Below are 14,264 nucleotides of genomic sequence, written 5' to 3'. Positions count from 1 at the left end.
GAGGCGCTCCATGGCCGAACTCGACCTCTACCGCGCCAAGCGGAATTTCACGACCACGCCCGAGCCTGAAGGCCGCAAGGGCCGCTCCGCGAAGGCGCCGGAAGGCGTGTTCGTGATCCAGAAGCACGCGGCGCGACGGCTGCATTATGATTTCCGGCTGGCGATGGACGGTGTGCTGAAAAGCTGGGCCGTCACCCGCGGGCCGAGCCTTGTCGCCGGCGAGAAGCGGCTGGCGGTGCATGTGGAGGACCATCCCCTCGACTATGGATCCTTCGAGGGCACCATCCCGAAAGGCCAGTATGGCGGCGGCAGCGTCATCATCTGGGATCGTGGCACCTGGACGCCCGTGGGCGATCCCCATGTCGGCTATGCCAAGGGCCACCTGGAATTCACCCTCCACGGGGACAAGTTGACGGGCCGCTGGCATCTGGTGCGCATGGCCGACCGCAAGGGCGAGAAGAGGGACAACTGGCTGCTCATCAAGGCCGAGGACGCTGCCGCCCGGCCCGCGGGCGCCCCCGACATCCTCAAGGAAGAGCCCAACTCCGTCGTCTCCGGCCCCGACGTGGGCGACCTCTCCTCCGGCGACGCGCCCCGACGCAAGGCGGCAACGGCCCGCAACGGTGCGGCCAGGAAGACCACTCCGGCGCCGCGCCCGGCCCCCTCCTCCGACCTGCCCATGCCCAAGGGGGCGAAGACCGCGCCATTGCCCGACTTCATTCCCCCTGCCCTCGCAACCCTTTCATCGCGTCCGCCGGCGGGGCGGCGCTATGTCCACGAGATCAAGTTCGACGGCTACCGCATGGAGGCGCGGATCGACGGCGGAAAGGTCCGCCTATTGACCCGCACCGGCCTCGACTGGACCGACCGCTTCGGCCCGAAGCTTGTCGCCGCCCTCGCCCGCCTGCCCGTCGCCGACGCGCTCGTCGACGGCGAGATTGTGGTGGAGGGCGGCAACGGCGCCTCCGATTTCTCCGCCCTCCAGGCGGATCTCAGCGAAGGGCGCACCGACCGCTTCACGTATTTCGCCTTCGACCTTCTCCATTTGAACGGCCACGATCTGCGCGGCGCGCCGCTGCTCGCCCGCAAGGCGCTGCTGGAGAGGATCATTCCCAAGGAGGACGGGCGGCTGCGCTTCAGCGCCCATTTCGAGGATGACGGCGCGTTGGTGCTGGAACATGCCTGCCGCCTCAGCCTGGAAGGCGTCGTCTCCAAGCTCGGGGATGCGCCCTACCACTCCGGCCGCTCGCGCGACTGGATCAAGTCCAAGTGCTCGGAGCGGCAGGAATTCGTCATCGGCGGCTTCGTGCCGTCCACCACGGCGCGCCGGGCCATCGGCTCGCTGGTGCTGGGGGTGTTCGAGGCGGGCGGGCTTGTTCCGTTGGGGCGCGTCGGCACCGGCTTCACCCACAAGATGGCGGCCGAGCTTCATGCGCTGCTCGCGCCCGACGCGGTTGAGAAAAATCCGTTCGCTGGCCCGCTGAAGGCCGAGGCGGCGCGCGGCGTGGTCTTCGTCACGCCGAAGCATGTGGCGGAGGTGGAGTTCCGCGCCTGGACCGGTGACGGCCATCTGCGCCACGCGTCCTTCCGGGGCCTGCGCGACGACAAGCCGGCCGCCGACGTGGTGCGCGAAGCGCCCGCCGCGACTGCCGACCCGGAGCCGCCGCCGGCACGACGCGTGCGCCTCACCCATCCCGATCGGGTCTACTGGCCGGACGTGGGCCTGACCAAGGAGGGGCTGGCCGATTATTACGCCGAGGTCTGGCGGCACATGGCCCCCTTCGTGGCCGGACGTCCCCTCGCGCTGCTGCGCTGTCCCGAGGGCATCGACGGCCCCCACTTCTTCCAGAAGCACCCGTGGAAGGGGCTTGACCGCAACATCCTGCAGGTCCCGGACCCGCAGGAGACGGGCGAAGCGCCCTATCTCGCCATCCGCGACCTCGATGGGCTCACCGCCCTGGTGCAGGGCGCGGCACTGGAAATCCATCCCTTCGGCGCGACCGTGGCCGACTGGGAGCGGCCCGATACGCTGATCATGGACCTCGACCCCGGCGAGGGCGTCATCTGGCCGGATGTGATCGCCTGCGCCCAAGAGGTCCGCGCGCGGCTGAACGCCGTGGGGCTCGCCGCCTTCGTGAAGACCTCCGGCGGCAAGGGCCTGCATGTCTGCGCGCCGCTCAAGCCCGAGGCGGACTGGACAGTGCTGAAGGCCTTCACCAAGGAGATGGCGCAGGCCATGGCCGCCGACAGCCCCGAGCTTTATGTGGCGACCATCGCCAAGGCGAAGCGCAAGGGGCGCATCCTCATCGACTATCTGCGCAACCAGCGCGGCGCCACCGCCGTGGCGCCCTATTCCACCCGGGCGCGGCCGGGGGCGGCGGTCTCCATGCCCCTGTCATGGGACGAGTTGACGCCGCAGATCGGCCCGCAACACTTCACCGCCTTGAACGCGCCCACCCGGCTCGCGCATCTGGCGCACGACCCCTGGGGCGACTTTCGCAAGGCGGCAGTGCCGCTGCCCAAGGGGTGAGCATCGGTCAAGGGTCACCCCACGTCGAACGTCACGCCCTGGGCGAGCGGCAGGGTCGAGCCGTAATTGATGGTGTTGGTGGCGCGCCGCATATAGGCCTTCCAGCTGTCGGAGCCGGCCTCGCGCCCGCCGCCGGTCTCCTTCTCGCCGCCGAAGGCGCCGCCGATCTCCGCGCCGGAGGGGCCGATATTCACGTTGGCGATGCCGCAATCCGAGCCGGTGGCGGACAGGAAGCGCTCCGCCTCGCGCAGGTCGGTGGTGAAGATGGAGGAGGCGAGGCCCTGCGGCACCGCGTTCTGGAGCGCGATCGCCTCGTCGAGATTGGCATAGCGCATCACATAGAGGATGGGCGCGAAGGTCTCCACAGCCACGCAATCGGCCTGGAACGGCATCTCCACCAGAGCGGGGCGCACATAATAGGCGTCGAGCGCGTCTTCCGCGCCCAGGCGCTCGCCGCCGGTAACGACACCGCCGGCCGCGCGGGCATCCTCCAGGGCCGACTGCATGGCGGTGTAGGCGTCTTCATCGATGAGCGGCCCCACCAGCGTGCCCGCCGCCCGCGGATCGCCCACCGGCACCGAGCCATAGGCCTGATGAAGCCGAGGCACGAGCGCGTCATGGACGTTCTCGTGCACGAACAGGCGGCGCAGGCTGGTGCAGCGCTGGCCGGCCGTGCCCATGGCAGCGAAGGCCACCGCCCGCAAGGTCAGGTCCAGATCGGCGGAGGGGCAGACGATGGCGGCATTGTTGCCGCCCAGCTCCAGGATGGCCCGGCCGAACCGCCGCGCGATGCGGGGTGCCACCGCCCGGCCCATGGCGGTGGAACCGGTGGCCGAGACCACCCTCACGCGGGGGTCGTCCACCAGCGCCTCGCCGGCGTCGCGCCCGCCGAGCAGGAGGGTTGCGAGCCCCTCCGGCACGCCGCCGAAGCGGGCGGCGGCGCGGGCGAAGATGGCGTCCACCGCCAGCGCGGTCAGCGGGGTCTTCTCCGATGGCTTCCACACCACCGCATTGCCGCAGACCAGGGCCAGCGCCGCATTCCACGACCACACCGCCACCGGGAAGTTGAAGGCGGAGATGACGCCCACGACCCCCATGGGGTGCCAGGTCTCCATCATGCGATGGTCGGGCCGCTCGGTGGCGATGGTGAGGCCGTGGAGCTGGCGCGACAGGCCGGTGGCAAAATCGCAGATGTCGATCATCTCCTGCACCTCCCCGGCGCCCTCGGAGGTGATCTTGCCCGCCTCCAGCGTCACCAGGGCGGCAAGGTCGGCCTTGGCGGCGCGCAATTCCTCACCCAGCAGGCGCACCAGTTCGCCCCGGCGCGGCGCCGGCACGCTGCGCCAGTGCAGGGAGGCGGCATGTGCCTGGCCGATGGCGGCCTCCACCGGATCGGCGCCGGCATCGGCGTCGGCGCGGTCGGCTGCAGCGCCCGTGAGAGCACCCCAATAGGCCACCACCTCGCCGGTGAGGGGCGAATGCGCGGCGTTCGGGCCCGACAGGCGCTCCTGCGAAACCCCCAGCCGCTCCAGGACCGCCTTGACCTCGGCCGCGATCTCGCCGGTGCGGGGGAAGCTCGCCATTACCGTCTCCTCCTTGTGATTCATTCCCTTGTAGCCGCGGCGGCCACGACCGGGAACCGGCCGCGACGCAGGTCGTTGGTCTGGCGCAGGGCACGCCGCCGCGTGCCTGAAATCCAGACCCCTGGAGGACCACATGCCCCACACCAGCGCACCCAAGCCCGAGCCCCCTGCCCATCCCTCTGCCGCTGCCCCAGACGCCGCAGCGCAGGGCCTGACTGCCACCGAGCGTGAGCAAATCGGCCGCCGCGCCCGCGCCCTCTGGCAGGAGGAAGGCTGCCCCCAGGGCCGCGACCGCGAGCTGTGGGCACAGGCGGAGCTTCAGGTGCTGAAGAGCCGCACGGCTCTCCGGGATGGCCGGTGAAGGATCGGCATTCCGGCTTGAACGGTGCCTGAACCGACCCGTTCGGCTCGGTCACGGACTGATGCCGCTTTCACAAGGAGACACTGATGCCGGCAAAATCCAAGGCCCAGCAGATGGCTGCGGGCGCGGCCCTGGCAGCCAAGCGCGGCGAACGCAAGACGAGCGAGCTGAAGGGCGCCTCGCGGGAGATGGTGAAAACCATGACGGAGAAGGAATTGTCCGAGCTTGCCTCCACTAGGCGCAAGGGCAAGCCCGAGCACGTCTCCCGCGATTGAGAGAAGCCAGTCTGGGAACCAACTCGGGAGCCAACTCGCAGCCATGGCACAGCGCGCGTTCTGGAAGGGCTGGCTGAAGCTCTCCCTCGTCACCTGCCGCGTGGCCATGACCCCGGCCACCACGGAGCGGGAGAAAGTGCGCTTCCATACCCTCAACCGGGAGACCGGCAACCGCGTGGTGGCGCACTATGTGGACGAGGCCACCGGCAAGCCGGTGGATGAGGCAGACGAAGCCCGCGGCTACCAGACCGGCGACGACACCTATCTCCTCATCGAAGACGAGGAGCTCGACCAGATCGCCCTGGACAGCGCCCGCACCATCGATATCGACCGCTTCGTGCCGCGCGACGGCATCGGCTGGGCCTATCTCGACAAGCCCCATTATCTCGTTCCGGACGACACGGTGGGGGCGGAAGCCTTCGCCGTCATCCGCTCCGCCATGGCGCAGAGTGGCACCGCTGCCCTCGCCCGCCTCGTGCTCTACCGGCGCGAGCGCGCGGTGATGATCGAGCCGCGCGGACGCGGCCTCGTCCTGTGGACCCTGCGCTACGGTGACGAGGTCCGTACGTTCGACGGCGCGCCGCAGGCCGATGGCCAGCCGGACAAGGCGGCGCTGGCCCTGGTGAAGAAGCTGATCGCCGAGCGCACCCGGGACTGGTCCCCCGATATGGTGGAGGACCCGGTGCAGCAGGGCCTGCTCGACCTGATCGCCGCCAAGGTCCGCAAGCGCCCCGCTCGCAAGCCCAAGGCGGCGCCGGCCGAGGCCCCGCCGGGCAATGTCATCGATATCATGGACGCCCTGAAGCGCAGCCTTGCGGCCGGAAAGGGCGGCGCAGGGCGCAAGAAATAAGGCGCCCGGAGGCGCCTTATGGTTTCGGCAGGCCCGCCTCAGCCGGCCTTCTTGCCCTCGCCCTCGGCCAGGAAGTGCTCCAGCCAGTGGATGTCGTACTTGCCCTCGGCGATGTCGCGGGTGCGCACCAGGGTGCGGAACAGCGGCAGGGTGGTGTCGATGCCGTCCACCACGAACTCGTCCAGCGCGCGGCGCAGCCGGCGCAGGCATTCGTCCCGCGTCTTGCCGTGCACGATCAGCTTGCCCACCAGGCTGTCATAGGTGGGCGGGATCACGTAGCCCTGGTAGGCATTGGAATCCACGCGGATGCCGAGGCCGCCGGGCACGTGATAGTGGGTGATCCTGCCCGGCGAGGGCCGGAAGGTGGTGGGGTGCTCCGCATTCACCCGGCATTCGATGGCGTGACCCTCGATCACCACGTCATTCTGGGTGAGGGTCAGGGGCTCGCCGGCGGCCACCCGGATCTGCTCGTTGATCAGGTCGATGCCGGTGACCATCTCGGTCACCGGATGCTCCACCTGGATGCGGGTGTTCATCTCGATGAAATAGAACTCCCCGTTCTCGTACAGGAACTCGATGGTCCCCACGCCGAGATAGGCGAGGTCGCGCATGGCCTTGGCGCAGGTCTCGCCGATCTGCGCCCGCTGGGCGGCGGTGATCACCGGGGACGGCGCCTCCTCCCACACCTTCTGGTGGCGGCGCTGGAGCGAGCAGTCGCGCTCGCCGAGATGAATGGCGTGGCCCTTGCCGTCGCCCAGCACCTGCACCTCGATGTGGCGCGGGGTGGAGAGATACTTCTCCAGATAGACCGCATCGTCGCCGAAGGCCGCCTTGGCCTCGTTGCGAGCGGTGGAGAGGGCCTCGGAGAGGTCCTCCCTGGTCATCGCCACCTTCATGCCGCGCCCGCCGCCGCCGGCGGCGGCCTTCACCAGCACCGGGAAGCCGATCTCCTGCGCGACGCGGTGGGCCTCCTCGTCCGAATGGATGCCGCCATCGGAGCCCGGCACCACCGGGATACCGAGGGACTGGGCCGTCTTCTTGGCCTCGATCTTGTCGCCCATGATGCGGATATGCTCCGCCTTGGGGCCGATGAAATAGATGTTGTGATCGGCGAGGATCTCGGCGAACCGGGCATTCTCGGCCAGAAAGCCGTAGCCGGGATGCACCGCATCCGCCCCCGTGATCTCGCAGGCGGCGAGCAAAGAGGGGATGTTGAGGTAGCTCTCGCGGGCGGCCGGCGGGCCGATGCACACGCTCTCGTCGGCGAGGCGCACATGCATGGCGTCGGCGTCGGCGGTGGAGTGGACCGCGACCGTCGCAATGCCCAGCTCCTTGCAGGCGCGCAGGATGCGCAGCGCGATCTCGCCGCGGTTGGCGATGAGGATTTTTCTGAACATCAGCGGTGCCTGCCTCTAAAGCAGATGCGCGCTTCGAAGCGTAGCGGCCCTGCTCCAAGTTTCTGCGTTAACGCGTTTTCGTCACGCGAACCGGTGCCCACTTCGCTTGAAAACGCTTTGGTCTGCGCTAACGCGTTTTCATCACGCGAACCGGTACCCACTTCGCTTGAAAACGCTTTGGAGAGCCCGTTCATTCGATGATGAGCAACGGCTCGCCGTATTCCACGGGCTGGGCATTGCCCACCAGGATGCGCGTCACCGTGCCCGAGCGCGGGGCCGGGATGGCGTTCATGGTCTTCATGGCCTCGATGATCAGCACCGTCTGGCCTTCCTTCACGCTCGCGCCCAGCTCGATGAAAGCGGCAGCGCCGGGCTCGGGGGACAGATAGGCGGTGCCGACCATGGGCGAGGGAACCACGCCCGGGTGCTTGGAGAGATCGGCCGGGGCGGCCTCGGCGACGGCGGCCGCGGGTCCTGCGGCCAGCGGGGCCGCCACGGGCGCCCCATAGGGAGCCTGGGCGTAGGTGACGGGCGCAGGGGCGCGCACCACGCGGATGCGCAGGCCCTCGTGCTCCACCTCGATCTCGGTCAGGTCGCTGCCCGAGAGGAGATCGGCGATCTCCTTGACGATGGCGGTGTCGATGGGGGGGTGATTGGGCTTCATCTTGTTCCTGCTCTTGCCGGCCGGATCTGCTGGCCGGATCGGGCCGCACGAAGGCGTGTTTGACTTGGGCGCGTTTGACTTGGGCGCGTGTGATTTGGGCGCGTGTGATTTGGGCGCGTGTGAATTGGGCGCATGTTACGGGGGCGCATGTGAATGATGCGTCACGGGGCGCGCGGCAGGCTGGCGAGGGCGCGAAGCCCCAGCACGTAACTCTGCGGCCCGAAACCGCAGATCACGCCGCGCACCACCGGCGACAGAAAGGAGTGGTGGCGGAACGCTTCCCGCGCGAACACGTTCGACAGATGCACCTCTATGGTTGGCACCCCCACCGCCGCCACGGCGTCACGCAACGCCACGGACGTGTGGGTGTAAGCAGCGGCGTTCAGCACGATGCCCCGCGCGCCGCGCGCCGCCTGGATGAAATCCACCAGCGCGCCTTCCGAATTTGTCTGGCGGAAGAGGATTTCAAAGCCGAGCGCCGCGCCTTCGGCACGGCAAAGCGCCTCCACGTCGGCAAGCGTCGCCGCGCCGTAGATGCCGGGCTCGCGGGTGCCGAGGAGGTTCAGGTTCGGCCCGTTCAGGACGTGGACGGTATCGGACATCCGTGACAGATCTGCCGCCGGCTCCATTTGGCCGGGTCGCAGCCTTATAGGGGTGCGCGGCCCGCAAGGAAAGAGCAGGCCGCGCGGCGGGCGCACGCTCCTGTGAATGCGCGCCCGCTCATGGCCAAAGGGACTGCCGGAGCCGACGGCCCCGGCGCTCGGATGCTACTTCGCGGCCGGCGGGTGCTTGCGCGCCTCGGCGATGGCGGCCTTCAGCTTGTCGAAGCCCACCGCGCCGATCACCACCTGGTCGCCGATGACGTAGGACGGCGTGCCGTTCAGCGCCAAAGCTTCGGCCATCTTCATGCTCTCGTCGAGGGTGGCGTTCAGCTCGGGCGAGGTGGCCTGCTTCTGGATCAGGGCGGTATCGATGCCCACTTCCTTCGCCGCCGCCAGCGCCTTGGCCCGGTCCGCCTGGCCACGGCCATTGAGCAGGGCCTGATGGAAGGCCATGTACTTCTCGGGCGCCACCATGCGCACCGCCACTGCCACCTGGGCGGCTTCCACGGAGCCCTGGCCCAGCACCGGGAATTCCTTCAGCACCACGCGCAGGTTGGGATCCTGCTTGATGAGGTCCTGGAGGTCGGAGAGCGCCTTTTTGCAATAGCCGCAATTGTAGTCGAAGAACTCCACCAGGGTGACATCCCCCTTGGGATTGCCCGCCACAATGCCGCGCGGGCTGTTCACGAGAAGCTGGCGCACCTCGCCCACGGCCTTGCTGCGCTGGCTGGCGTCCTGAACCATCTGGCGGGATTCGAGGACCGAGATGGCCTCCTGCAGCACCTCCGGATTCTGGATCAGATACTCGCGGATGATGCCGCCAAGCTCCTTCTTCTCGCTGTCGGTGAACGCAGCCGCCGGGCGCGCGACCAGGACGACAGCCGAGACGGCGGCCAGCGCCAGCGTGAAGAGCCGGGGGGCGAGGCGCCGAAGGCTGGTGGTGGGCGAGCCCATATGGGGGGGCATTCGGATCTCCATGGGGTGAAAGGGTGTCACCGCTGGTTGGCGGCGCTTTTGGGCGGTTTGAAGTTCACCAGGTCGTCGGCCTGCAGCCAGCCCGGCGAACCCTGCGGAAAACGTTGGCGGGCGCGGGCGGCAAGCTCCCGCCCCAGCTTGAACTCACCCTCGGCGAAACTGCTCTGGGCGGCGGCAAGGTCGGCGTTGGCGAGGTCGCCGGAGCGGCCATAGGCCAGGGAAAGCGACCGCCAGGCGGAGGCGGAATTGGGATCGCGCTGGGTGGCCTGCACCAGCTCGCGAATCGCCTCCTGGGTGTAGGAGGGATTACCCGCCTGCACCAGCGCCTGCCCCAGCATGGAGCGGATGAGCGGGGCGCCGCCGGTCATGGCCACCGCCTTGCGCAGCGGGGGAACCGATTCGGCGGCCCGCCCGGCCTCCAGCAGGGCCTGACCCTTCAGTTCGTAGAAGTAGGGATTGGACGGATCGCGGGCGATGAGCGCATCGATCTGGGCAACGGAGCCATTCACATTGCCGAAGCGGTAGGCCGAGATCGCCCGCGCATATTGCGCTGCCATGGAGCTGTCGGAGGCCGGATAGCGCCGCGCCACCGTCTCCGGCCGTTCCATGAAGCCGATGAGCTTGGCCCGCATCATGTCGTGGCGGGCCTGGAGCGCCGGCGGGTCCTTGGTCTCGTAATAGGGGCTGGCCTTGGCGAGCTGCTCCAGCGCGGCGATGCGCTCGCGCGCCATGGGATGGCTCAGGGAATAGGGATCCACCCGCTGGCTGATGAAGAGCTGGTCGTTCTGGAAGCGCTGGAAGGTCTCCAGCATGCCCTTGGCCGACTGGTGAGTGGCATCCAGATACTTCACCGCAGACCGGTCGGCCGCCGCCTCCTCGCCCCGCTGGTAGTTGAGGAGCGAGCGGCGGATCAGTTCCTGCGGCGCCGACATGGCCGCGCCGCCCACATTGCCAAGGTCACGCCCGTTCATGCCGCCCGCGGCGCCCGCCGCCATGCCGCCCGCCGCCATCAGCATGGCGACGATGGCCATGGTCTGGGCGCCCGCCAGTTGCTCGCGCATGCGGGCAAGATGGCCGCCGGCGATATGGCCGGTCTCATGGGCCAGCACGCCGATGATCTGGTTGGGCGTGGTCGAATCCACCAGCGCGCCGGTGTTGACGAAGATGCGCTTGCCGTCGGCAACAAAGGCGTTGAACGAGCGTTCCGAGATCAGCACCACCTCGACATTCTGCTGGCCGAGGCCCGCCGACTTAAGGATGGGGCGGGTATAATCCCTCAGCAGGGCCTCGATCTCGGTGTCGCGAATGGTGCTCGGCCCCTTGCGGGCCTGCTCCTGCGCCACCGCCACGACCGGCAGCGCCACGGCGGCCACAAGGCACAGGCCGCGGGCAAAGGCCAGGGCAAGGGCCCGGCCGGCTGCGCGGAGAGCCGTGAGAATAGACGGCGATGAAGAAGGCATGGGCATTGTCGCTCGGCTTCGATCCGTTTCCTTGATCACTCTGGTCCGCGCCGATCCATGATGGGGACGGCGCATCATCCAGGTTCCGGGCGGCGCCGACCTCGACGCATTCGTTCCACGCGGCCCACCCATCGCACCCGCTCGTCGCACCAACGCATCGCACCAGCGCATCGCACCAACTCATCGTACCCTTGGCGACCGCGACGGCGCAGGCTACGAGACGGCCGGACACTGGTGCCCGCCGGACCCATGGTCAAGGCGCCGGTCTTCACGTTGAGGCGAACCCGTCTCAGGGACAGTCAGAATAAGGCGGCAGCACGGCAGCGCGGGCGTTCCGCCGCGTCGATGCCCGTCCGTGCACGAAACAGGCTGGAAATCGCAGCATGGCCACAGCGCCCCTTCCCCGCCCCATCGCCCTCTCCCGCCGCAGCGCGGTGGAGCCGTTCATCGTCATGGACGTGATGGAGCACGCCGCCCGCATCGAAGCCGGCGGCGGCCACGTCATCCATCTGGAAGTGGGCCAGCCGGCCGCCCCTGCCCCCGCCGTGGCCCGGCGCGCGGCGGCGGCGGCGCTGGAAGCGGGACAGGTGGGCTATACCGCCGCCCTCGGCATTCCGGCCCTGCGGGCCCGCATCGCCCGCCACTATGGCGAAGCCCATGGCGTGGCGGTGGACCCCGAGCGCATCGTGGTGACCCATGGGTCGTCCGGCGGCTTCGTGCTCGCCTTCCTGGCCCTGTTCGAGCCCGGCGACCGGGTGGCCATCGCCGCGCCCGGCTATCCGCCCTACCGCCACGTGCTCCATGCCCTCGGCTGCGAGCCGGTGCTGATCGAGACCCGCGCGGAAGACCGCCACGCCCTCACCCCCGAGCGACTGCTGGAGGCCCATCGCGCCGCGCCGCTCAAGGGCGTGCTGGTGGCGAGCCCCGCCAACCCCACTGGCACCATGATGGACCGCGCCGCCCTGACCGCGCTCCACGCCTGCGCCCGCGACCTGAACCTCGCCTTCATCTCCGACGAGATCTACCACGGGCTCGATTATGCCTTCCCGGCGGTGAGCGCGGTGGAGATCGGCGATGATGTCACCGTCATCAATTCCTTCTCCAAATATTTCTGCATGACCGGCTGGCGGGTGGGCTGGATGGTGGTTCCGCCCGGCGTCTCGCGGACCATGGAGCGGCTGCAGCAGAACCTCTCCATCTCCGTGCCCACCCTCTCCCAGATCGCCGCCGACGCCGCCTTCGAGGGCCGCGCCGAGATGGACGGGGTCAAGGCGACCTATGTGGAGAACCGGCGCATCCTGACCGAGGGCCTGCCCCAGGTGGGGCTGAAGCGCTTCCTGCCGGCGGACGGCGCCTTCTATCTCTATGCTGACGTGTCCGATTTCACCGACGACAGCGCCGCCTTCGCCCGCCGCATGCTGGACGCGGTGCATGTGGCGACGACCCCAGGCGTGGATTTCGACCCCTTCCACGGCCACCAGTTCCTGCGCATCTCCTACGCGGGCGCGGCCCCCGATATGGCGGAAGCGGTGGCGCGGATCGGCGACTTCCTGAAGCGGGGGTGAGGCGGGTGCCACACAGCCGCGCCAATTACGGCCGCGCCATTTCCTGCTATTCTTGTTCCCCATGAGCCGGCTGAGCGACCAGATCGTCGAGATCACCCCCGATGTGCTGCTGAAGGCCTATGCCTGCGGCATCTTTCCCATGGCAGAGAGCGCCGAGGATCCCGGCCTCTACTGGATCGAGCCGGAGCAACGCGGCATCATCCCATTGGACGGCTTCCACATTTCCTCCCGCCTCGCCCGCACCGTGCGCTCCGACAAGTTCGAGGTGCGCATCGATCACGATTTCGACGCCGTCATCGACGGTTGCTCGGAGCCGCAGGACGGCCGCGAGAAGACCTGGATCAACGAACGCATCCGCAAGCTTTACGGGGAGTTGTTCCTGCGCGGGCGCTGCCACACGGTGGAAGCCTGGCGCGACGGCAAACTGGTGGGCGGGCTCTACGGGGTGCGGCTCGGGGGCGCCTTCTTCGGCGAGAGCATGTTCCACCGCGAGACCGACGCCTCCAAGGTGGCCCTGGTGCATCTGGTGGGGCGGCTCATCGCCGGCGGCTTCCGGCTGCTGGACACCCAGTTCGTCACCAGCCACCTGAAGACCTTCGGCGCCATCGAGGTGTCGCGGCGGCACTACCACCGCCTGCTCGATCACGCCCTCCAGGGCGAGGCGGACTTCTATTGCTGGCCGCGGGCCGTGACCGGGGCCGAGGCTTTGCAGCCGATCAGCCACACGTCATAGATGGGGTGCTCCACCGCGTGGAGGCCGGGGCTGGCGGCGAACATCCACCCGGTGAAGATGCGCTTGGCTTGTCCCTGTAGCGTCACCTCGTTCACCTCGGTGAAGGAGGTGGTGTTCTGTGTCTCGGTGGCCGGCCGCGTGTAGCACACCCGCGGCGTCACCTGGAGCGCGCCGAACTGGGCCGTCTCGCCGATGGCCACGTCGAATGAGGTGATGCGGCCGGTGATCTTGTCGAGGCCGGCATAGACCGCATAGGCGTTGGCGAATTTCTGCGTCGGCGGCTGCACCACCACCACATCGCCGCCCGCATCCGAGCCCGGGGCGGGCGTTGGCGTCGCGCCGGGAGCCGGCTGGGTACCGGGGGGCAAGGCAGAAGGGGGCAAGGTTGGCGCCGGGCCGCGCTGGACCGCGCCGGGCGCCACCGGCCGGGGCGCCGGAGCGGCGGAGGGTGCAACCTGACGGGGAGCCGGAATGGTGCCCGGCGGCGCCGGAATTGTGCCGGGCGGCGGCAAAGGCGCGGATTCGATCTGGCCCGGACGCTGATACTGCACCTGCGCCAGTGCCGCGGATGCCGTGCCGGCGAGAAGCGCCGCGGCGAGAAGCGGCACGGTACGGTAAAGGCGCATCAGGACATCAACCCGTAACAAAATCTGAAGGCGGCGGGCATCCGCCACGCCGCCCTTCTGAAGCGCCGGATTCGGGCGGCGGCAAGGCGGCCCCACAAAGAAGGCGATCCGACGAAGAAGGCGGGCGCGCGGAACGGTGCCGCGCGACAGCGCGCCATCAATCGCCGGGGGTCCAGGCCTTGTAGTCGCCGGTGACGCGGGGGCGCAGCCCGCCGGCCAGGACCGAGCCCTTGGGCCGGTAGGCGCCGGGCGAGCCGGTCATGTTGCGGCGGTGCGGCTTCTGCCAGGCGTAGGGCGTATAGGCCTCGTCCACCGGCGGGGTATCCACGCGGTGATGCATCCAGCCCCACCAGCCGGGCGGGATGGTGGAGGCCTCCGCATAGCCGGGATAGATGACCCAGCGACGCTCGAAGCCCAGCGTGGGGTCGATCTTGCCGCCCTTGGTGCGGAAATAGCGGTTGCCGAACTCGTCCTCGCCCACGAACTCGCCGAACCGCTTCGTCCACCACATGGTGCCGACGGTCTGCTTGTTCCACCACGTGAAAATATAAAGCAGGAAGTTCTTCACGGCCCGCGCCTCGTTCGGGAAATCGGGCGGGAACATGCCATCTGGCCCGCCGCCTGTCCACCTGTCGCCACCCCG

The 14,264-nt window shown here is 68.9% G+C and carries 14 protein-coding genes; 6 read left to right on the top strand and 8 right to left on the bottom strand.

The features are described 5' to 3' along the window. Positions 1 to 10 precede the first annotated feature (10 nt). Entirely contained in the window at positions 11 to 2,530 is a 2,520-nt protein-coding gene (ligD, locus tag V5F48_RS11995; protein ID WP_394258901.1) for a DNA ligase D, read from the top strand. Positions 2,531 to 2,544: 14 nt separating this feature from the next. Here ligD and amaB read toward each other — a convergent pair whose 3' ends face one another. After that, positions 2,545 to 4,113, bottom strand: coding sequence for an L-piperidine-6-carboxylate dehydrogenase (gene amaB, locus V5F48_RS11990; protein ID WP_394258900.1), 1,569 nt, complete (start codon positions 4,111 to 4,113; stop codon positions 2,545 to 2,547). 133 nt (positions 4,114 to 4,246) lie between these two features. Here amaB and V5F48_RS11985 point away from each other — a divergent pair, with 133 nt between their 5' ends. From V5F48_RS11985 to ku, 3 genes are all read left to right on the top strand, one after another. Then, positions 4,247 to 4,474: a DUF2934 domain-containing protein gene (locus tag V5F48_RS11985; protein WP_394258899.1), complete on the top strand. Its 228-nt coding sequence runs from the start codon at positions 4,247 to 4,249 to the stop codon at positions 4,472 to 4,474. Between the two features lie 86 nt (positions 4,475 to 4,560). Then, positions 4,561 to 4,749, top strand: a complete 189-nt coding sequence (locus tag V5F48_RS11980; protein ID WP_394107737.1) for a DUF3008 family protein — start codon at positions 4,561 to 4,563, stop codon at positions 4,747 to 4,749. Between the two features lie 43 nt (positions 4,750 to 4,792). After that, positions 4,793 to 5,599 (top strand): non-homologous end joining protein Ku, encoded by an 807-nt coding sequence (gene ku, locus V5F48_RS11975; RefSeq protein ID WP_394258898.1) that lies wholly within the window; start codon positions 4,793 to 4,795, stop codon positions 5,597 to 5,599. A gap of 38 nt (positions 5,600 to 5,637) precedes the next feature. On the opposite strand, the gene accC is transcribed toward ku, so the two are convergent. The 5 genes from accC to V5F48_RS11950 all read right to left on the bottom strand — a co-directional run bounded on the left by accC (position 5,638) and on the right by V5F48_RS11950 (position 10,703). Next, positions 5,638 to 6,996 carry an acetyl-CoA carboxylase biotin carboxylase subunit gene (accC, locus tag V5F48_RS11970; protein WP_394258897.1) on the bottom strand — a complete coding sequence of 453 codons (1,359 nt, stop codon included), beginning with the start codon at positions 6,994 to 6,996 and terminating at the stop codon, positions 5,638 to 5,640. Between the two features lie 190 nt (positions 6,997 to 7,186). After that, positions 7,187 to 7,660 carry an acetyl-CoA carboxylase biotin carboxyl carrier protein gene (gene accB / locus V5F48_RS11965; RefSeq protein WP_394107740.1) on the bottom strand — a complete coding sequence of 158 codons (474 nt, stop codon included), beginning with the start codon at positions 7,658 to 7,660 and terminating at the stop codon, positions 7,187 to 7,189. A 161-nt stretch (positions 7,661 to 7,821) separates the two neighbouring features. Further along, positions 7,822 to 8,262 carry a type II 3-dehydroquinate dehydratase gene (gene aroQ, locus V5F48_RS11960; protein ID WP_394107741.1) on the bottom strand — a complete coding sequence of 147 codons (441 nt, stop codon included), beginning with the start codon at positions 8,260 to 8,262 and terminating at the stop codon, positions 7,822 to 7,824. A gap of 165 nt (positions 8,263 to 8,427) precedes the next feature. Next, the gene (locus tag V5F48_RS11955) at positions 8,428 to 9,228 is read right to left on the bottom strand and encodes a DsbA family protein (RefSeq protein WP_394258896.1); all 801 of its coding nucleotides are present in this window, start codon (positions 9,226 to 9,228) and stop codon (positions 8,428 to 8,430) included. 26 nt (positions 9,229 to 9,254) lie between these two features. Continuing rightward, on the bottom strand, positions 9,255 to 10,703 hold the full coding sequence (locus V5F48_RS11950) for a M48 family metalloprotease (RefSeq protein ID WP_394258895.1): 1,449 nt from the start codon (positions 10,701 to 10,703) through the stop codon (positions 9,255 to 9,257). Positions 10,704 to 11,080: 377 nt separating this feature from the next. Between V5F48_RS11950 and V5F48_RS11945 the strand changes: the two genes are divergently transcribed. Together V5F48_RS11945 and aat are read left to right on the top strand one after the other, a co-directional pair. Beyond that, complete coding sequence (locus V5F48_RS11945; protein WP_394258894.1) at positions 11,081 to 12,262, top strand: pyridoxal phosphate-dependent aminotransferase; 1,182 nt, start codon at positions 11,081 to 11,083, stop codon at positions 12,260 to 12,262. 61 nt (positions 12,263 to 12,323) lie between these two features. Further along, the gene (aat, locus tag V5F48_RS11940; RefSeq protein WP_394107745.1) at positions 12,324 to 12,995 is read left to right on the top strand and encodes a leucyl/phenylalanyl-tRNA--protein transferase; all 672 of its coding nucleotides are present in this window, start codon (positions 12,324 to 12,326) and stop codon (positions 12,993 to 12,995) included. Here the strand turns inward: aat and V5F48_RS11935 are convergent. Then, positions 12,932 to 13,621 (bottom strand): DUF2155 domain-containing protein, encoded by a 690-nt coding sequence (locus V5F48_RS11935; protein ID WP_394258893.1) that lies wholly within the window; start codon positions 13,619 to 13,621, stop codon positions 12,932 to 12,934. The two genes, aat and V5F48_RS11935, sit on opposite strands and share 64 nt — an antisense overlap. A gap of 157 nt (positions 13,622 to 13,778) precedes the next feature. Further along, positions 13,779 to 14,189 carry an NADH:ubiquinone oxidoreductase subunit NDUFA12 gene (locus V5F48_RS11930; RefSeq protein ID WP_394258948.1) on the bottom strand — a complete coding sequence of 137 codons (411 nt, stop codon included), beginning with the start codon at positions 14,187 to 14,189 and terminating at the stop codon, positions 13,779 to 13,781. Positions 14,190 to 14,264: the final 75 nt, after the last annotated feature.

Source organism: Xanthobacter autotrophicus ATCC 700552 (assembly GCF_043194565.1).
Taxonomy (GTDB): domain Bacteria; phylum Pseudomonadota; class Alphaproteobacteria; order Rhizobiales; family Xanthobacteraceae; genus Xanthobacter; species Xanthobacter autotrophicus_F.
Note: the sequence above shows the minus strand (reverse complement) of the source record. Positions and strands in the feature narration are given on the sequence as shown.